Genomic DNA, 18,282 nt, shown 5'->3' with positions numbered 1-18,282 from the left:
ACGCTAACGGTCAGGAGTGGCGACAAGACGCCAGTGGTGCGTATCAGACGGCAGAGGGGTTCGTATCAGCCAGTGATACGGAAGACCGGCCCTGTGGGCCGTCTGAGAGAATTGACCCGTGATCTCTCGAATCGATCTGCGCGGTGAGACCCTCCCCGAGGGTTCCGCCCTGCGCGACCTGCTGCCCCGTGCCGAGTTCGACGTGGAAGCCGCCCTGGAGAAGGTGCGGCCGATCTGCGAGGACGTCCGGCATCATGGCGCCGCAGCGGTGATCGACTATGGGGAGAAATTCGACGGCGTCCGCGTCCCGAGCCTCCGCGTGCCCGCCGAGGCCATCGCCCGCGCCCTCGACGAGCTCGACCCGGCCGTCCGCGCGGCCCTGGAGGAGTCCATCCGGCGCGCCCGCATGGTCCACCGCGAGCAGCGCCGCACCACCCACACCACCCAGGTCGTGCCCGGCGGCACGGTGACCGAGAAGTGGATCCCGGTCGAACGCGTCGGTCTGTACGTGCCGGGCGGCCGCTCCGTCTACCCGTCCTCCGTCGTGATGAACGTCGTCCCGGCCCAGGAGGCCGGCGTCGAAGGCGTCGCCGTCTCCTCGCCGCCGCAGAAGGAGCACGGCGGCCTGCCGCACCCGACGATCCTCGCCGCCTGCGCCCTGCTCGGCGTCGACGAGGTCTACGCGGCGGGCGGCGCCCAGGCGATCGCCATGTTCGCGTACGGCACGGAGGGCACCGCCGACGAGCCCGGCTGCGCCCCCGTCAACCTGGTCACCGGCCCCGGCAACATCTACGTGGCCGCCGCCAAGCGCCTCCTCAAGGGGCGCATCGGCATCGACGCCGAGGCCGGCCCCACCGAGATCGCGATCCTCGCGGACTCCACGGCCGACCCGGTGCACGTCGCCGCCGACCTGATCAGCCAGGCCGAGCACGACCCGATGGCCGCCTCCGTCCTCGTCACCGACTCCGCTGAGCTCGCCGAGGCCACCGAGGCCGAGCTGAAGACCCAGGTCGCCGCCTCCAAGCACGTCGACGACCGGATCGTGCCCGCCCTGGCCGGCCGGCAGTCCGCGATCGTCCTGGTCAGCGGCTTGGAGGACGGCCTCAAGGTCGTCGACGCGTACGGCGCCGAGCACCTGGAGATCCAGACCGCCGACGCCTCCGCCGTCGCCGACCGGGTCCGCAACGCGGGCGCGATCTTCGTCGGCCCCTGGGCGCCGGTCTCCCTCGGCGACTACTGCGCCGGCTCCAACCATGTGCTGCCCACCGGCGGCTGCGCCTGCCACTCCTCCGGCCTGTCCGTGCAGTCCTTCCTCCGCGGCGTCCACATCGTGGACTACAGCCGCGACGCCCTCGCCGAGGTCGCCCACCACGTGGTGACCCTCGCCGAGGCGGAGGACCTGCCCGCGCACGGCGCCGCGATCAAGGCCCGGTTCGGTTGGAAGGTGCCCGAGAGCAAGTGACCGAAAAGAACCACACCATCGGGATCGACGATCTTCCGATCCGCGACGAGCTGAAGGGCAAGTCGCCCTACGGCGCGCCCCAGCTCGACGTGCCCGTCCAGCTGAACACCAACGAGAACCCCTACCCGCTGCCCGAGCCCCTGGTGGCCCGGATCGCGGAGCGGGTCGCCGAGGCCGCCCGCGGCCTCAACCGCTACCCCGACCGCGACGCCGTCGAGCTGCGCACCGAGCTGGCCCGCTACCTCACCCGTACCGGCGGCCACGAGGTCGCCCTCGCCAACGTGTGGGCCGCCAACGGCTCCAACGAGGTGCTTCAGCAGCTGCTCCAGACCTTCGGCGGCCCCGGCCGTACCGCGATCGGCTTCGAGCCCTCGTACTCGATGCACGCCCTGATCGCCCGCGGCACCGGCACCGGCTGGATCTCCGGCCCGCGCGACGAGGACTTCCGCGTAGACGTGGCGGCGGCCGTCAGCGCCATCGCCGAGAACGCGCCGGACGTCGTCTTCGTCACCTCGCCCAACAACCCCACCGGCACGGCGGTCGAGGCCGAGACCGTCCTCGCCCTCCACGACGCGGCCCAGGCCGCCAGGCCCGGCGCTGGCGCCCTGGTGGTCGTGGACGAGGCGTACGTGGAGTTCAGCCACCGGGCCTCGCTGCTGCCCCTCATCGAGGGCCGCCCGAACCTGGTGATCTCCCGGACCATGTCCAAGGCCTTCGGCGCCGCCGGACTGCGCCTGGGCTATCTCGCCGCCCACCCCGCCGTGGTCGACGCCGTCCAGCTGGTGAGACTGCCGTACCACCTCTCGGCCGTCACCCAGGCCACCGCCCTCGCGGCCCTGGAGCACACCGACACCCTCCTCGGGTACGTCGAACAGCTCAAGACCGAGCGCGACCGCCTGGTCGCCGAGCTGCGCGCCATCGGCTACGAGGTCACCGAGTCCGACGCCAACTTCGTCCAGTTCGGGCACTTCGACGGAGCCGCCGGCTCCCACGAGGCCTGGCAGAAGATCCTCGACCGGGGCGTCCTGGTCCGGGACAACGGCGTACCGGGCTGGCTGCGGGTCACCGCCGGCACCCCCGAAGAGAACGACGCGTTCCTCGACGCGGTTCGTGAGTTGAAGAAGGAGCAGGACGCATGAGCCGCGTAGGCCGCGTTGAGCGCACCACCAAGGAGACCTCCGTCGTCGTCGAGATCGACCTCGACGGAACCGGAAAGGTCGATGTGTCGACCGGGGTCGGCTTCTACGACCACATGCTCGACCAGCTCGGCCGGCACGGTCTGTTCGACCTGACCGTGAAGACCGACGGCGACCTCCACATCGACTCGCACCACACCATCGAGGACACCGCCCTCGCCCTCGGCGCCGCCTTCAAGCAGGCCCTCGGCGACAAGGTCGGCATCTACCGCTTCGGCAACTGCACCGTCCCGCTCGACGAGTCGCTCGCCCAGGTCACCGTCGACCTCTCCGGCCGCCCCTACCTGGTGCACACCGAGCCGGAGAACATGGCGCCGATGATCGGCTCCTACGACACCACGATGACCCGGCACATCCTGGAGTCCTTCGTCGCCCAGGCCCAGATCGCGCTGCACGTGCACGTGCCGTACGGGCGCAACGCGCACCACATCGTCGAGTGCCAGTTCAAGGCCCTCGCCCGCGCCCTGCGCTACGCCTCCGAGCGCGACCCGCGCGCCGCCGGCATTCTCCCGTCGACGAAGGGCGCCCTGTAACCGTGAACGGCCTCTCCACCGTCCTCATCGTCGTCGGGCTCTTCCTGCTCGGCGGCATCTACTCCTTCGTCAAGCAGCAGATGCCCAAGGGCCTGATCGTGCTGCTCTCCATCGGTGCCGTCATGTGCCTCTCGGCCGGCGTCCTGCGGCTGGACGTGTGGTCATGAGCGTGAACAGCCCCGAGACCCCCAAGGCCGCCAGGGCCGCCAAGAAGGTCGTCGTCTTCGACTACGGCTTCGGCAACGTGCGCTCCGCCGAGCGCGCGCTCGCCCGGGTCGGAGCCGACGTCGAGATCACCCGCGACTACGACAGGGCGATGAACGCCGACGGACTCCTCGTCCCCGGCGTCGGCGCCTTCTCCGCCTGCATGCAGGGCCTCAAGGAGGCCCGCGGCGACTGGATCGTCGGCCGCCGGCTCGCCGGCGGACGCCCCGTCATGGGCATCTGTGTCGGCATGCAGATCCTCTTCGCCCGCGGCATCGAGCACGGCGTCGAGACCGAGGGCCTCGACGAGTGGCCCGGCACGGTCGAGCCGCTGAACGCCCCCGTCGTGCCCCACATGGGCTGGAACACCGTGGACGCGCCCGCCGGCACCGAGCTGTTCGCCGGCCTGGACGCCGACGCCCGGTTCTACTTCGTGCACTCCTACGCGGTGCGCGACTGGACCCTGGAGGTCGGCAACCCCAACATGCGCGCCCCCAAGGTCACCTGGGCCACCCACGGCGAGCCGTTCGTCGCCGCCGTCGAGAACGGGGCACTGTGGGCCACCCAGTTCCACCCCGAGAAGTCCGGCGACGCCGGCGCCCAGCTCCTCACCAACTGGATCGGAACCCTGTGACCGTGTCGTCCGCAAGCGTGCTCGAACTCCTCCCCGCCGTCGACGTCCGCGACGGCCAGGCGGTCCGCCTCGTCCACGGCGAGTCCGGCACCGAGACCTCCTACGGCTCCCCGCTGGAGGCCGCCCTCGCCTGGCAGCGCTCCGGCGCCGAGTGGCTCCACCTGGTCGACCTGGACGCCGCCTTCGGCACCGGCGACAACCGGGACCTGGTCCGCCAGGTGACCGAGGCCATGGACATCAAGGTCGAGCTCTCCGGCGGCATCCGCGACGACGCCTCGCTCGCCGCCGCCCTCGCCACCGGCTGCACCCGGGTCAACCTCGGCACCGCGGCCCTGGAGACCCCCGAGTGGGTCGCCAAGGTCATCGCCGAGCACGGCGACAAGATCGCCGTCGGCCTCGACGTGCGCGGCACCACCCTCAAGGGCCGCGGCTGGACCCGCGACGGCGGCGACCTCTACGAGACGCTCGCCCGTCTCGACGCCGAGGGCTGCGCCCGCTACGTCGTCACCGACATCGCCAAGGACGGCACTCTGCAGGGCCCCAACCTGGAGCTCCTGAAGAACGTCTGCGCCGCCACCGACAAGCCCGTCGTCGCCTCCGGCGGCGTCTCCTCCCTGGACGACCTGCGGGCCCTGGCCGGCCTCGTCCCGCTGGGCGTCGAGGGCGCGATCGTCGGCAAGGCGCTGTACGCCAAGGCGTTCACCCTCGAAGAGGCCCTGGAGGCGGTGGCCGCCGTATGAGCGACGCGGTGAGGAAGGTCGTGACCGGCGCTCCCTGGGAGGAGCAGTTCGGTTACTCGCGCGCGGTCGAGCTGCCCAACGGCACCGTCCTGGTGGCCGGCTGCACCTCGGTCGTCGACGGCGCCATCGCCGACGGCGGCCCGTACGAGCAGACCGTCAACTCCTTCAACGTGGCCTTCGCGGCCCTGAAGCAGCTGGGCCTGGGCGCCGAGCACGTGGTGCGCACCCGGATGTACATCACCCACGCCCGGGACGTGGAGGAGGTCGGCCGCGCCCACAAGGAGCTGTTCGACACCGTCCGCCCCGCCGCGTCGATGATCATCGTCTCCGGCTTCGTCGACCCGCGCCTGGTCGTCGAGGTCGAGGTCGAGGCCTACAGGAGTGATGCGGCATGAGCCTCGCCGTACGTGTGATCCCCTGCCTGGACGTGGACAACGGCCGGGTCGTCAAGGGCGTCAACTTCCAGAACCTGCGGGATGCGGGCGACCCCGTCGAGATGGCCAAGCTGTACGACGCCGAGGGCGCCGACGAGCTGACCTTCCTCGACATCACCGCCTCCTCCGGCAACCGCGAGACCACCTACGACGTGGTGCGCCGCACCGCCGAGCAGGTTTTCATCCCGCTCACCGTGGGCGGCGGCGTGCGCTCGGCGGAGGACGTCGACAAGCTGCTGCGCGCCGGGGCCGACAAGGTGGGCGTCAACACCGCCGCCATCGCCCGCCCCGAGCTGATCCAGGAGATCGCCGAGCGCTTCGGCCGCCAGGTCCTCGTCCTGTCGGTCGACGCCCGCCGTACCCCCACCGGCTCCTTCGAGGTGACGACGCACGGCGGCCGCAAGGGCACCGGCATCGACGCCGTCGAGTGGGCGCACCGGGCCGCCGAGCTCGGCGCGGGGGAGATCCTGCTCAACTCGATGGACGCCGACGGCACCAAGGACGGCTACGACACCGAGATGATCGCGGCCGTGCGCAAGCACGTCACGGTCCCGGTGATCGCCTCCGGCGGCGCCGGCAAGCTGTCCCACTTCCCGCCGGCGATCGACGCGGGCGCGGACGCGGTGCTGGCCGCGTCGGTGTTCCACTTCGGTGACCTGCGGATCTCGGAGGTCAAGCAGACGCTGAGGGAAGCGGGCCACGAGGTTCGCTGACCAAGGGCGGGCCCCGGCCCGTTGTACGGCGGTGGGGGTGGGACCCGGGACGGGCCCCACCCCCACCGCCGTGCGTTCCTGGCCCGTCAGGGCCGAGGGGGAGGGGGAGTGGTGGCCCGCACCGCCACCGCGTCCCAGCTCGCCGAGCAGGTCGACGAGGCCGTCTCGCTCGTCAGCTACCACCTGCGCAAGCTCGCCGACGGCGGCCTCATCGAGGAGGCCGAGAACCAGTCCTCCGACGGGCGCGAGCGCTGGTGGCAGCCCAGTTCGTACGGCTTCAGCATCCACGAGGAGGACCTGAAGGACGCGCCCGAACTCGCCGCCGCCAGCGCTGCCTTCGGCCGTACCGTTACCGAGCAGCGCAGCGAGATGTACGCCCGGTACCTCGGCGAGAAGGACACCTGGTCCGCGGAGTGGCGCTCCGCCTCGATCGCCTCCGAGTGGCTGCCCCGGCTCACCGCCGCCGAACTCGCCGCGCTGGGAAAGGAACTGGACGCCGTCCTGCGGAAGTACGACCAGGCCGCCCGCGCCGCCGAGGCCGCCGGTGACACCGAGGGCCGCGAGAACGTCGCCGTCCACCTCCACGGCTTCCCCTACCGGGGCTGAGCCCGATGACGACCGCCACCCTCGTCGCCCCCTCGCGCCCCGCCCACCGCAACCCCCAGGTGCTGCGCTGGCTCGGCGCGTACACCGCCTCCACGCTCGGCGACAGCGTCTACTACCTGGCCCTCTCCTGGGCCGCCGTCAGCAGCGGCACCCCCGCCCAGGCCGGGCTCGTCATGACGGTCTCCGCCGTCCCCCGCGCCCTGCTCATGCTCGTCGGGGGAGTGGTCGCCGACCGGCTCGGCCCGCGCCGGGTCGTCATCGCGTCCGACGCCGTCCGCTGCCTGTCCACCCTGCTCCTCGCCGCGAGCCTCTTCGTCGCCGCGCCCGGCCTGTGGGCGCTCGCCGCGATCGCCCTCGTCTTCGGCACCGTCGACGCGCTTTTCCTGCCCGCCGTGGGCGCCCTGCCGCCCCGGATCGCCGAGCGCGACCAGCTCGCCCGGGTCCAGGGGATGCGCGGCATCGGCTACCGTGCGGGCGCCGTGCTCGGCGCCCCGCTCGGCGGCCTGGCCGTCGCCCTCGGCGGCTCCGCGACCGCCTTCACCGTCGCCGGCGTGCTCTTCGCGCTCTCGCTGCCGCTGCTGTGCACCCTGAAGCTGCGGTCCCTCCCCGAAGAGGGGAGCGGCGAGGGCGGCGGCACCGCCCTGCGCGACCTCGCCGACGGGCTCCGCTACCTGCGCGGCCACCGCGTCCTCGGGCCCATGATGATCGTCGTACTCCTCAGCGACCTCGGCTTCGTCGGCCCGCTCAACGTCGGCCTCGCGCTCCTCGCCGAACAGCGCGGCTGGGGCGCCTCCGGCATCGGCTGGGTGCTCTTCGGCTTCGGTACGGGCGCGGGCGCCGCCTCGCTGCTCCTGACCGTGTGGGGGCGCGTCCCGCGCGCCGGCGCCGTCAGCGGCTTCACCATGGTGCTCGGCGCGGTCGCGATCGGCGCCCTCGCCTCCGTACCCCTGCTGCCCGTGGCCGTCGGCGTCGCCCTCGCCATCGGCCTGCTCGCCGGACTCTCCGGGGCGCTGTGCAACGCCCTCGTCCAGACCGAGTGCGACCCCGCGTACCTCGGCCGGGTCTCCGCCGTGTCCAGCCTCTGCTCGCTCGGTCTCGCCCCGCTGAGCTTCCCGCTTACCGGCGCCGCGATCGGCCTCTGGGGCCCCGGCCCGGTCTTCGCCGTCAGCGCGGCCGTCTGCGCCCTGAGCGGTGCGTACGCCCTGCTGGTGCCCGCCCTGCGCCGCGCCGAACTGCCCAGGTCCTAGCTCCCCGGAGAGCTAGATCCCCAGCTGCTTCGTCTCGTGCAGCCGCTCCACCGCCGCCTGCTCGCCGTCCAGCTCCACCTTCGCCGCGTCCTGCCGCCCGAACAGGTACATGGTCAGCTCGCCCGGCTCCCCGGACACCGTCACCACCGGGGTGCCGCGGTGCGCCACCACCGTCTGCCCGTTCGGGCGGCGGAGCACCAGACCCACCGGCGCCTTCCGGCCGAGCAGCCGGGCCGACTTCTCCAGGCGCGACCACAGCGCGTCCGCGAACACCGGGTCGAGCTCGCGCGGCGACCAGTCCGGCTGCGCCCGGCGCACGTCCTCGGCGTGCACGTAGAACTCCACGACGTTCGCGCCCTCGTCCACCTGCTTGATCGTGAACGGCGACATCCGCGGCGGACCCGTACGGATGAGCTGGATCAGCTCCTCGTACGGCTTCTCGGCGAACTCCGCCTGCACCCGCTCCAGCCGGTCCTTGAGCAGCGGTACGAGCGTGCCCGCCGCGGCGTCCGGCCGGCGCTCGCGCACCACCACGTGCGCCGCCAGGTCCCGGGTCCGCCAGCCCTCGCAGAGCGTCGCGGCGTCGGGGCCGGCCGCCTCCAACAGGTCGGCGAGCAGAAGACGTTCACGCTTGGCATGGGTCGACATGGGCGCCAGCGTACGGCCGCGGCCACGGCTCCGCCCAATGGATGCCCGCCGACCGGCCCACCACCCGACCACCGACCGGACCCGTCGTTCCGCCCAGTGGACGTATCCCGGTCATCACCCCCGGTCACGGCACAATGGCGGCATGACCAGCACGCCCCGGACCCCCAGCGACCTCGACCCCGCCATCGCCGCCCGCCTCAAGCGCAGCGCCGACGGGCTCGTGCCCGCCATCGCCCAGCAGCACGACACCGGCGAGGTGCTGATGCTCGGCTGGATGGACGACGAGGCGCTGCACCGTACCCTCACCACCGGCCGCGCCACCTACTGGTCCCGCAGCCGCCAGGAGTACTGGGTCAAGGGCGATACCTCCGGGCACGTCCAGCACGTCAAGGGCGTCGCCCTCGACTGCGACGCCGACACCATCCTCGTGAAGGTCGACCAGGTCGGCGCCGCCTGCCACACCGGCACCCGCACCTGCTTCGACACCGACGTGCTCCTCGCGGCCGAGTAGGGTCTGGCGCCATGGATCTCGAGACCTTCCGCAAGCTGGCGGCCGACCGCCGCGTCATCCCCGTCAGCCGCCGGCTCCTCGCGGACGGGGACACTCCGGTCGGGCTCTACCGCAAGCTCGCCGCCGAACGCCCCGGCACCTTCCTCCTCGAATCCGCCGAGAACGGCCGGTCCTGGTCCCGCTACTCCTTCATCGGCGTCCGCAGCGACGCCACCCTGACGGTGAAGGACGGGCAGGCGCACTGGCTCGGCACCCCGCCGGTCGGCGTCCCCGTCGACGGCGACCCGCTCGCCGCCCTGCGCGCCACCGTCGAGACCCTCCACACGCCCCGCGATCTGGCGAGCGGCATGCCACCGTTCACCGGCGGCATGGTCGGCTACCTCGGTTACGACATCGTGCGCCGCCTGGAGCGGATCGGCGAGCACGGCCGCGACGACCTCAAGCTGCCCGAGCTCACCATGCTGCTCACCAGCGACCTCGCCGTCCTCGACCACTGGGACGGCAGCGTGCTCCTGATCGCCAACGCGATCAACCACAACGACCTGGAGACCGGCGTCGACGAGGCGTACGCGGGGGCCGTCGCCCGGCTCGACGCGATGGAGGCCGACCTGGCCCGCCCCGTCGCGTCCACCCCGGCCGCGCTGCCGGAGTCCGCGCTTCCCGAGTACACGGCCCTGTGGGGCGGCCCCGCCTACCAGGACGCCGTCGAGGACATCAAGGAGCGCATCCGGGCCGGCGAGGCCTTCCAGGTCGTCCCCTCGCAGCGCTTCGAGACCCCCTGCACCGCCTCCGCGCTCGACGTCTACCGGGTGCTTCGGGCCACCAACCCGTCCCCGTACATGTACCTCTTCCGCTTCGAGAACGGCTTCGACGTCGTCGGCTCCTCGCCCGAGGCCCTGGTCAAGGTCGAGGACGGGCGCGCGATGGTCCACCCCATCGCCGGCACCCGGCACCGCGGCGCCACCCCGCAGGAGGACCACGACCTCGCCGAGGAGCTGCTCGCCGACCCCAAGGAGCGCGCCGAGCACCTGATGCTCGTCGACCTCGGGCGCAACGACCTCGGCCGGGTCTGCCGGCCGGGCTCCGTCGAGGTCGTCGACTTCATGTCGGTCGAGCGCTACTCGCACGTCATGCACATCGTCTCCACCGTCACCGGCGAGGTCGCCGAGGGGAAGACGGCCTTCGACGTCCTCACCGCATGCTTCCCGGCCGGCACCCTCTCCGGGGCGCCCAAGCCGCGCGCCATGCAGATCATCGAGGAGCTGGAGCCGTCCCGGCGCGGCCTGTACGGCGGCTGCGTCGGCTACCTCGACTTCGCCGGCGACTCCGACACCGCCATCGCCATCCGCACCGCGCTGCTGCGGGACGGCACGGCGTACGTGCAGGCCGGAGCCGGTGTCGTCGCCGACTCCGACCCGGCCGCCGAGGACAACGAGTGCCGCAACAAGGCGGCCGCCGTCCTGCGCGCGGTCCACACGGCCAACCGGATGACGGCGGGCTGACGGCCCGTGACCTTCTTCCGGCGTCCTTCCGGCGTCCTTCCGGTGACCTTCCGGGGGCTTCCTCCGGTGATCGCCAGGTGGGCAGGTTCACACGACCGGATGAACGAACGGCGGGCCGGTAGGGGATAGTGGGGTATGTGAGTGCTGTACCCGTACCCCAGCCCCGAGCCGCCCGAACGGGCGGCGCCGCCTCCTCCGGCGCCCGCCGCAGCCTGGCCGCGGCCCTGCTGCTCGGCGCCCTCGGAGCCACCGTCGTACTGCTCTCCGCCGGCCAGATCTGGGCCGAGGGCACCGCGGCCGTCGGCGGCGGAACCGTCCCCGTCGAGGCCGACGGCGGCACCGTCACCGGCGTCCCGACCGCGCTCGCGATCGTCGGCCTCGCCGCCCTCGTCGCCGTCTTCGCGGTCCGCCGCACCGGCCGCACCATGGTCGCCGCGCTGCTCGCCCTGAGCGGCGCCGGCGCGGCCCTCGCCGCCGTCCTCGGCGCCTCCGACAGCGCCGCCCTGGACGCCGAGGCCGCCCGGATCACCGGCAACACCGCCGCCGCGGTCGGCGGCCTCAGCCACACGGTCTGGCCGTACGTCACCGCCGCCGGCGCCGTCCTCATCCTGGCCGCCGGGCTCTTCGCGCTGCGCTTCGGCAAGGCCTGGCCCGCCATGGGCGGCCGCTACGAGCGCTCCGGCGCGCCCCGCGCCGCCCGCCGCCCGGCCACCGTCGACCCGGACCGCCCCGAGGACCTCTGGAAGGCCCTCGACCGCGGCGAGGACCCGACCCACGGCGCCTGATCCGGCGCCGATCCGGCACGCCGGGCGCGACGCGTGATCGTTCGGGCACCCCGATTCATCGTCGCGCGCCCATGTGCGGAAGAATGAGGCGTCACCACCGAGCAACATCGACGAGGAGCAACTCATGGCGGGCAGCGCCCACGGACACACCCCGGCCGCCTGGACCGGTGTCATCATCTCCTTCATCGGCTTCTGCATCGCCGGAGTCTTCATGGTGGCCGCCAACGTGGCCGGTTTCTGGGCCGGTATCGGTGTCATCCTCCTCGGCGGCGTCGTCGGCGGCGCGATGAAGATCGCCGGCATGGGCATGCCGAAGGAGTCGGCGGACGTCGTGGCCGCCCGCGAGGCCGCCACCCGGACCGCCCTCGGCAAGGCCTGACCGGCCGCCGCACCCCGGTTCACCCCGAAGGCGCAGTCCCGCGACGCGGTGCTGCGCCTTCGCGCCGTACGGGTGAGAATCACCGGGTGGATCCGAACCCGAGCCCGGCCCCGATTCCGGCACCGATTCCGGCCTCGACGGCGGCAGCCGTGAGCGAGCCGTACTCCGACGCCTCCGGCCATGCGTACGGGCCCTGGGGGCCGTACGGCGCGTACGGGCCGCCCGTACCGCCTCCGCCGCCCCGGCCGCTCGCCCGGCGTCTCCTTGCCCCGCTGGGCGCCCTCGCCGGGGTCGCCGCGGCCTTCGCGTACGTCGGGAGCGTCGACCCCAACGAACCCGGGCACTACCCCGTCTGCCCCCTGCTCCGCTTCGCCGGCCTCTACTGCCCCGGCTGCGGCGGACTGCGCAGCGCCCACGCCTTCATCCACGGCGACCTCGGCACCGCCCTCGGCGCCAACGCGCTCGCCGTCGTCGGCTACGGGATCTTCGCCGTGGTGATGGTCCTGTGGCTGGTTCGCGCCGTCCGCGGCCTCCCCATGCGGCTCGCGATCTCCCCGGCCTGGTGGTGGGGGATCGGAGCCGTGCTCACCCTGTTCACGGTGGTCCGGAACCTGCCGTTCGGGGCCGCGCTCGCGCCCTGAGGACCTGGTCGGAACCCCTGCGAAGTCCCAGCAGATGGGACGCGTCGTCAACCGATGCGGGTCAGCGGCCCACCTGCGGATACCATCGACGTGGCTGAACGTTGTTCATCGAAGTTCATCGAGTCCCGGAAGGGGGCCTCTCGCGTGAGTGTGCTCGACGAGATCATCGACGGCGTCCGCGCCGACCTCGCAGAGCGGCAGGCGCGGGTCTCCCTCGACGAGCTCAAGGAGCGCGCCGCCAAGGCGCCGCAGGCCAAGGACGGCGTCGCCGCACTGCGCGGTGACGGCGTCAAGGTGATCTGCGAGGTCAAGCGCTCCAGCCCGTCCAAGGGCGCGCTCGCCGCCATCGCCGACCCGGCCGGCCTCGCCGCCGACTACGAGGCGGGCGGCGCCGCCGTCATCTCCGTCCTCACCGAACAGCGCCGCTTCGGCGGCTCGCTGGCCGACCTGGAGGCCGTGCGCGCCCGCGTCGACATCCCGGTCCTGCGCAAGGACTTCATCGTCACCGCGTACCAGCTCTGGGAGGCCCGGGCCTACGGCGCGGACCTCGCGCTGCTCATCGTCGCCGCCCTCGAGCAGGAGGCCCTGGTCTCCCTCATCGAGCGCGCCGAGTCCATCGGCCTCACGCCGCTGGTCGAGGTCCACGACGAGGAGGAGGTCGAGCGGGCCGTCGACGCCGGCGCCCGCATCATCGGCGTCAACGCGCGCAACCTCAAGACCCTCAAGGTCGACCGGTCCACCTTCGAGCGCGTCGCGCCCGAGATCCCGGCCGGCATCGTCAAGGTCGCCGAGTCCGGCGTCCGCGGCCCGCACGACCTGATCGCGTACGCCAACGCCGGCGCCGACGCGGTCCTGGTCGGCGAGTCCCTGGTCACCGGCCGCGACCCGAAGTCCGCCGTCGCCGACCTGGTCGCCGCCGGCGCCCACCCGGCGCTGCGCCACGGGCGGGGCTGACCCGGCATGACCGTCCGCTTCCGCCACGACACGCCGCACGTCCCGGGCCGCATCGCCCGGGGCGCCGTCGACGTGCACGCGGACGGAAGCGACCGCCGCCACGCCCCGCTCGCCCGCGGCTGCCGCCCCCGCGGCTGCCGCGCCCCCGCCCGCCGCGTCCACGGCCGCCGGGTCCGCTACGTCATCGGCGACGAGCCGGGCCAGGTCAACGGCATGCGATGGCGCCCGCGCCCAGCGCGCGTCTCCTGACGCCGTCGTAGCCCCTTTGCCGCGGGCTGCGCCCGCGCCGCTGTCCCGCGCCCGCCGCGGGCTTCGCTCGCCCGAGCGATGCCCCCGCGTACGGGCTGTGCCGTGCCGTTCCCGTCATGGGCCTGCGCCCGCGAGGTCGGTGCCTCGCCGTTCCCGGCGTGGTCATCCGCCCCCGCTGGGACGGGCGCGCCCACCCCGTGTGGGTGAGGCGGGCCTCCGCCGCGCTGCTGGGCGGGTACCCACCCGCACTGGCGGGTGTGGGCCTTCGCCGTTCCCCGTTGTGGGTGTCCGTCCCGCTGGGCGGGTTCCCAGCGGCACGGGTGTGGCGGGCCTCCGCCATCCCGTTGTGGGCATTCGTCCCGCAGGGCGGGTCCCACCCGCACGGGCGGCGCCTCGCCGCTTCCCGTTGTGGGCATTCGTCCCGCTGGGGCGGGACGGGTGGGCACACGGGACGGCGCCCATGCGGGCGCGTTCCGCACCTGCGCCTGGACCCGCACCACGAGTGCGGTGCCCTGCGGGTGACCGTTCAGGCGCGGAAGCCTAGGCCCGGCAAGGGGCGCCGTCCGTTGTGCCCACCCTCCCCCTAGGGCTTCGCCCTGGGGGGACCCCCAGCCCCTGCGGAACGTATGCCCACAACGGGTGCGGCGAGGCACACCGCGACACGACACGCGCATACCGTGACCACCAACCACACGTGATCCCGGGGCACCCGCCCCGCGAGGAGCAACCGCATGTCCAGCGAGTTCTTCATTCCCGACCCGGAGGGTCAGGTCCCGTCCCCCGAGGGCTACTTCGGTGCCTACGGCGGCAAGTTCATCCCCGAGGCCCTCGTCGCCGCCGTCGACGAGGTCGCCGTCGAGTACGAGAAGGCCAAGCACGACCCCGAGTTCGCCCGCGAGCTCAACGAGCTGATGGTCCACTACACGGGCCGCCCCAGCTCCCTCACGGAGGTCCCGCGGTTCGCCGAGCACGCCGGCGGCGCCCGCGTGTTCCTGAAGCGCGAGGACCTCAACCACACCGGCTCGCACAAGATCAACAACGTGCTGGGCCAGGCGCTGCTCACCAAGCGCATGGGCAAGACCCGCGTCATCGCGGAGACCGGCGCCGGCCAGCACGGCGTCGCCACCGCCACCGCGTGCGCGCTGTTCGGGCTCGACTGCACCATCTACATGGGCGAGGTCGACACCCAGCGCCAGGCCCTCAACGTGGCCCGGATGCGCATGCTCGGCGCCGAGGTCGTGGCCGTGAAGTCCGGCAGCCGCACCCTCAAGGACGCCATCAACGAGGCGTTCCGCGACTGGGTCGCCAACGTCGACCGCACCCACTACCTCTTCGGCACGGTCGCCGGCCCGCACCCCTTCCCCGCCATGGTCCGCGACTTCCACCGGGTCATCGGCGTCGAGGCCCGCCGCCAGATCCTGGAGCGCGCCGGACGCCTCCCCGACGCGGCCGTCGCCTGCGTCGGCGGCGGCTCGAACGCCATCGGCCTCTTCCACGCGTTCATCCCCGACGCCTCCGTCCGCCTCGTCGGCTGCGAGCCGGCCGGCCACGGCGTCGAGACCGGCGAGCACGCCGCGACCCTCACCGCCGGCGAGCCCGGCATCCTCCACGGGTCCAGGAGTTACGTCCTCCAGGACGAGGAGGGCCAGATCACCGAGCCGTACTCGATCTCGGCCGGCCTCGACTACCCCGGCATCGGCCCCGAGCACGCCTTCCTCAAGGACAGCGGCCGCGGCGAGTACCGGGCCGTCACCGACGACGCCGCCATGCAGGCACTGCGTCTGCTGTCCCGTACGGAGGGCATCATTCCGGCCATCGAGTCGGCGCACGCCCTCGCCGGCGCCCTGGAGGTCGGCAAGGAGCTCGGACCCGAGGGGCTGATCGTCGTCAACCTCTCCGGCCGCGGCGACAAGGACATGGATACCGCCGCTCGCTATTTCGGGCTGTACGACACCGACGCCGAGGTGGCCGCGAACGCCGCCGACACCGCCGAGATCGAGGGGGACGCGAAGTGACCGGCAACATCCAGCTCCTGAGCGACACCCTCGCCAAGGCGAAGGCCGAGAACCGGGCCGCGCTCATCGCGTACCTCCCGGCCGGCTTCCCGACCGTCGACGGCGGCATCGCCGCCATCAAGGCGGCCTTCGACGGCGGCGCCGACGTCGTCGAGGTCGGCCTGCCGCACAGCGACCCGGTGCTCGACGGCCCGGTCATCCAGACCGCCGACGACATCGCACTGCGCGGCGGCCTGAAGATCGCCGACGTGATGCGCACGGTCAAGGAGACCTACGAGGCCACCGGCAAGCCGGTCCTCGTGATGACCTACTGGAACCCGATCGACCGCTACGGCGTCGAGCGCTTCACCGCGGAGCTCGCCGCCGCCGGCGGCGCGGGCTGCATCCTGCCCGACCTGCCGGTCCAGGAGTCCGCCCTCTGGAGGGAGCACGCCGGCAAGCACGGTCTCGCCACCGTCTTCGTCGTCGCCCCCAGCAGCAAGGACGAGCGCCTCGCCACCATCACCGCGGCCGGCTCCGGCTTCGTCTACGCCGCCTCGCTCATGGGCGTCACCGGCACCCGCGAGTCGGTCGGCGAGCAGGCCGCCGAGCTGGTCCGCCGTACCCGGGCCACGTCCGACCTGCCGGTCTGCGTCGGCCTCGGCGTCTCCAACGCCAAGCAGGCCGAGGAGGTCGCCGGCTTCGCCGACGGCGTCATCGTCGGCTCCGCCTTCGTCAAGCGGATCCTCGACGCGGACGGCGACGAGGCCGCCGCGCTCGGCGCCGTAAGGGAACTGGCGGCCGAACTCGCCCAGGGCGTGCGCCGCACCTCGTAACCCATACGGGTGGATTTGCGACCGGGGAGGCGCGCCCGCGCCTCCCCGGTTCGTTCTCGTGGGCGTGAGCGAGAAGAACCGTGACGGTAATCGGAGCGCGCGGGAGCGCCTTCAGCAGCAGCGCGAGCGCGAAAAGGCCCGGGAGAAGCAGCGGCGCGTCCTCATCGTGTCGGCGGCGGTGGTCGGCGTCCTCGGCCTGGCCGCGGTCGTCGGCGTGATCGCCGCCAACAGCGGGGGCGAGGACAGCTCCGACAAGGCCGGCCCGGTCGTCGACCCGGCCGGGGCGATCGCCGGCGACCGGCCCGCCATCCCGACGGGCCGGCCGGACGCCCCCTCCACCCTGCAGATCTGGGAGGACTTTCGCTGCCCCGCCTGCCAGCAGTTCGAGGGCGCCTTCCGGGACACGATCCACGCGCTGGAGGCGGCGGGCGCGCTCAAGGCCGAGTACCACCTCGCCACCCTCATCGACGGCAACCTCGGCGGCAGCGGCTCGCTGCGCGCCGCGAACGCGGCGGCCTGCGCCCAGGACGCCGGGAAGTTCACGGCGTACCACGACGTGCTGTACACCAACCAGCCGCCGGAGACCGACGACGCCTACGCGAAGAACGACAAGCTGATCGAGCTCGCCGGGAAGGTCCCCGGGCTCGACACGCCCGCCTTCCGCAGCTGCGTCGAGGACGGCACGCACGACGGCTGGGTGAAGAAGTCGAACGACGCCTTCAAGAAGAGCGAATTCAACGGCACCCCGTCCGTGCTGCTCAACGGAGAATCGATCTTCCCGCAGAAGGGCAGCGAGCAGATCTCCCCGGACAACCTCAAGAAGTGGGTCGCCGAGGCCAACAAGGGCAAGAAGCCGGGCACCGCGTCCCCCGCCGCCGGCTCACCCACCCGCTGACGGCGTTACGGAGAAGTTGCCGGGCTGGCTGCCGCACGGCCCGCCCGGCAGGGTAGCGTCGGACCTGCCATGGACCTTGCCTACATTCCCAGCCCGTCGACCGGCGTGATCCACCTCGGACCGATCCCGCTGCGCGGCTATGCCTTCTGCATCATCATCGGTGTCTTCGTCGCCGTCTGGCTCGGCAACAAGCGCTGGATCGCCCGGGGCGGCACCGCCGGTACGGTGGCCGACATCGCCGTCTGGGCGGTGCCCTTCGGCCTCGTCGGCGGCCGCCTCTATCACGTGATCACCGACTACCAGCTGTACTTCAGCGAGGGTGAGAACTGGGTCGACGCCTTCAAGATCTGGGAGGGCGGCCTCGGCATCTGGGGCGCCATCGCGCTCGGTGCCGTCGGCGCCTGGATCGGCTGCCGCCGCCGCGGCATCCCGCTCCCGGCGTACGCGGACGCCATCGCGCCCGGCATCGCCCTCGCCCAGGCCGTCGGCCGCTGGGGCAACTGGTTCAACCAGGAGCTCTACGGCAAGCCGACCGACCTGCCCTGGGCGCTGAAGATCACCGCCGGCCCCAACCGCGAGGCCGGCCTCTACCACCCGACCTTCCTCTACGAGTCGCTGTGGTGCATCGGCGTCGCGCTCCTGGTCATCTGGGCCGACCGCCGCTTCAAGCTGGGCCACGGCCGGGCCTTCGCGCTGTACGTCGCCGCCTACTGCGCCGGCCGCGGCTGGATCGAGTACATGCGCGTCGACGAGGCGCACCACATCCTCGGCCTGCGGCTGAACGTGTGGACCGCGATCCTCGTCTTCCTGCTCGCCGTCCTCTACATCGTGATCTCGGCGAAGGTGCGCCCGGGCCGCGAGGAGATCGTGGAGCAGAAGAAGGACGACACGGCGGAGAAGCCCGCCGCGGACGGCGACGCCGAGGAGAAGGCCGTCGAGGACGCCGAGGCCAAGGATGCCGAGCCCTCGGACAAGGCCGAGACCGAGACCGAGGTCGACGTCGAGGCCGACGTCGAGGAGAAGCACAAGGACGGCGCCGGGAACGGGGCAGGGACCGGCGGGCGCTGACCCGCACGGCACAGGCCGCTCGCGGCACAGGACATGGCGGAGGGCCGCCGG

The 18,282-nt window shown here is 72.8% G+C and carries 22 protein-coding genes; 21 read left to right on the top strand and 1 reads right to left on the bottom strand.

What is annotated here, in order from left to right; genetic code table 11:
• Positions 1-118 precede the first annotated feature (118 nt).
• Genes hisD through JAO84_RS08795 form a run of 10 tightly spaced genes read left to right on the top strand, consistent with a single transcriptional unit; the run spans position 119 to position 7,769 of the window.
• Positions 119-1,462, top strand: a complete 1,344-nt coding sequence (gene hisD, locus JAO84_RS08840; RefSeq protein WP_370411961.1) for a histidinol dehydrogenase — start codon at positions 119-121, stop codon at positions 1,460-1,462.
• Positions 1,459-2,601: a histidinol-phosphate transaminase gene (locus JAO84_RS08835; protein ID WP_370411959.1), complete on the top strand. Its 1,143-nt coding sequence runs from the start codon at positions 1,459-1,461 to the stop codon at positions 2,599-2,601. The genes hisD and JAO84_RS08835 overlap by 4 nt, the downstream gene beginning before the upstream one ends.
• Positions 2,598-3,191 carry an imidazoleglycerol-phosphate dehydratase HisB gene (gene hisB / locus JAO84_RS08830; protein WP_030492957.1) on the top strand — a complete coding sequence of 198 codons (594 nt, stop codon included), beginning with the start codon at positions 2,598-2,600 and terminating at the stop codon, positions 3,189-3,191. The genes JAO84_RS08835 and hisB overlap by 4 nt, the downstream gene beginning before the upstream one ends.
• A 2-nt stretch (positions 3,192-3,193) precedes the next feature.
• Complete coding sequence (locus JAO84_RS08825; RefSeq protein ID WP_370411956.1) at positions 3,194-3,358, top strand: hypothetical protein; 165 nt, start codon at positions 3,194-3,196, stop codon at positions 3,356-3,358.
• Entirely contained in the window at positions 3,355-4,029 is a 675-nt protein-coding gene (gene hisH / locus JAO84_RS08820; protein ID WP_370411954.1) for an imidazole glycerol phosphate synthase subunit HisH, read from the top strand. The genes JAO84_RS08825 and hisH overlap by 4 nt, the downstream gene beginning before the upstream one ends.
• Before the next feature lie 2 nt (positions 4,030-4,031).
• A complete protein-coding gene (gene priA / locus JAO84_RS08815) occupies positions 4,032-4,769 on the top strand; it encodes a bifunctional 1-(5-phosphoribosyl)-5-((5-phosphoribosylamino)methylideneamino)imidazole-4-carboxamide isomerase/phosphoribosylanthranilate isomerase PriA (protein ID WP_370411952.1) in 738 nt (245 codons plus the stop codon).
• Complete coding sequence (locus JAO84_RS08810) at positions 4,766-5,164, top strand: RidA family protein (RefSeq protein WP_265861603.1); 399 nt, start codon at positions 4,766-4,768, stop codon at positions 5,162-5,164. Before priA ends, JAO84_RS08810 begins: the two co-directional genes overlap by 4 nt.
• Positions 5,161-5,916, top strand: coding sequence for an imidazole glycerol phosphate synthase subunit HisF (gene hisF / locus JAO84_RS08805; RefSeq protein ID WP_265861602.1), 756 nt, complete (start codon positions 5,161-5,163; stop codon positions 5,914-5,916). Before JAO84_RS08810 ends, hisF begins: the two co-directional genes overlap by 4 nt.
• A gap of 21 nt (positions 5,917-5,937) precedes the next feature.
• Positions 5,938-6,522: a helix-turn-helix domain-containing protein gene (locus JAO84_RS08800; RefSeq protein WP_370411950.1), complete on the top strand. Its 585-nt coding sequence runs from the start codon at positions 5,938-5,940 to the stop codon at positions 6,520-6,522.
• Between the two features lie 5 nt (positions 6,523-6,527).
• Positions 6,528-7,769, top strand: coding sequence for an MFS transporter (locus tag JAO84_RS08795; RefSeq protein WP_370411948.1), 1,242 nt, complete (start codon positions 6,528-6,530; stop codon positions 7,767-7,769).
• A gap of 12 nt (positions 7,770-7,781) precedes the next feature.
• Here JAO84_RS08795 and JAO84_RS08790 read toward each other — a convergent pair whose 3' ends face one another.
• Positions 7,782-8,417 carry a TIGR03085 family metal-binding protein gene (locus JAO84_RS08790; protein WP_265861599.1) on the bottom strand — a complete coding sequence of 212 codons (636 nt, stop codon included), beginning with the start codon at positions 8,415-8,417 and terminating at the stop codon, positions 7,782-7,784.
• Between the two features lie 142 nt (positions 8,418-8,559).
• On the opposite strand from JAO84_RS08790, the gene hisI reads away from it, so the two are divergent.
• From hisI to lgt, 11 genes are all read left to right on the top strand, one after another.
• Entirely contained in the window at positions 8,560-8,928 is a 369-nt protein-coding gene (hisI, locus tag JAO84_RS08785; protein WP_370411945.1) for a phosphoribosyl-AMP cyclohydrolase, read from the top strand.
• 11 nt (positions 8,929-8,939) lie between these two features.
• Complete coding sequence (locus JAO84_RS08780) at positions 8,940-10,430, top strand: anthranilate synthase component I (protein WP_265861596.1); 1,491 nt, start codon at positions 8,940-8,942, stop codon at positions 10,428-10,430.
• Positions 10,431-10,558: 128 nt separating this feature from the next.
• Positions 10,559-11,215: a TIGR02234 family membrane protein gene (locus JAO84_RS08775; RefSeq protein ID WP_370411942.1), complete on the top strand. Its 657-nt coding sequence runs from the start codon at positions 10,559-10,561 to the stop codon at positions 11,213-11,215.
• 124 nt (positions 11,216-11,339) lie between these two features.
• Positions 11,340-11,594 carry an HGxxPAAW family protein gene (locus tag JAO84_RS08770; protein ID WP_370411940.1) on the top strand — a complete coding sequence of 85 codons (255 nt, stop codon included), beginning with the start codon at positions 11,340-11,342 and terminating at the stop codon, positions 11,592-11,594.
• Between the two features lie 149 nt (positions 11,595-11,743).
• Positions 11,744-12,235, top strand: coding sequence for a DUF2752 domain-containing protein (locus JAO84_RS08765; RefSeq protein ID WP_370411938.1), 492 nt, complete (start codon positions 11,744-11,746; stop codon positions 12,233-12,235).
• 144 nt (positions 12,236-12,379) lie between these two features.
• Positions 12,380-13,189 (top strand): indole-3-glycerol phosphate synthase TrpC, encoded by an 810-nt coding sequence (gene trpC / locus JAO84_RS08760; RefSeq protein ID WP_265861589.1) that lies wholly within the window; start codon positions 12,380-12,382, stop codon positions 13,187-13,189.
• 6 nt (positions 13,190-13,195) lie between these two features.
• On the top strand, positions 13,196-13,438 hold the full coding sequence (gene trpM / locus JAO84_RS08755; RefSeq protein WP_370411936.1) for a tryptophan biosynthesis modulator TrpM: 243 nt from the start codon (positions 13,196-13,198) through the stop codon (positions 13,436-13,438).
• A 731-nt stretch (positions 13,439-14,169) separates the two neighbouring features.
• Positions 14,170-15,453 carry a tryptophan synthase subunit beta gene (gene trpB / locus JAO84_RS08750; protein ID WP_370411934.1) on the top strand — a complete coding sequence of 428 codons (1,284 nt, stop codon included), beginning with the start codon at positions 14,170-14,172 and terminating at the stop codon, positions 15,451-15,453.
• Positions 15,450-16,268, top strand: coding sequence for a tryptophan synthase subunit alpha (gene trpA / locus JAO84_RS08745; protein ID WP_370411932.1), 819 nt, complete (start codon positions 15,450-15,452; stop codon positions 16,266-16,268). The genes trpB and trpA overlap by 4 nt, the downstream gene beginning before the upstream one ends.
• Before the next feature lie 64 nt (positions 16,269-16,332).
• Positions 16,333-17,163, top strand: a complete 831-nt coding sequence (locus JAO84_RS08740; protein ID WP_370411930.1) for a DsbA family protein — start codon at positions 16,333-16,335, stop codon at positions 17,161-17,163.
• A 69-nt stretch (positions 17,164-17,232) separates the two neighbouring features.
• Entirely contained in the window at positions 17,233-18,231 is a 999-nt protein-coding gene (lgt, locus tag JAO84_RS08735) for a prolipoprotein diacylglyceryl transferase (RefSeq protein ID WP_370411928.1), read from the top strand.
• Positions 18,232-18,282: the final 51 nt, after the last annotated feature.

The sequence above is a fragment of the Streptomyces fradiae genome, from assembly GCF_041270065.1.
GTDB lineage: Bacteria > Actinomycetota > Actinomycetes > Streptomycetales > Streptomycetaceae > Streptomyces.
The sequence above is the reverse complement of the archived record's forward strand: the minus strand, read 5'-3'. Positions and strand labels throughout refer to the sequence as shown.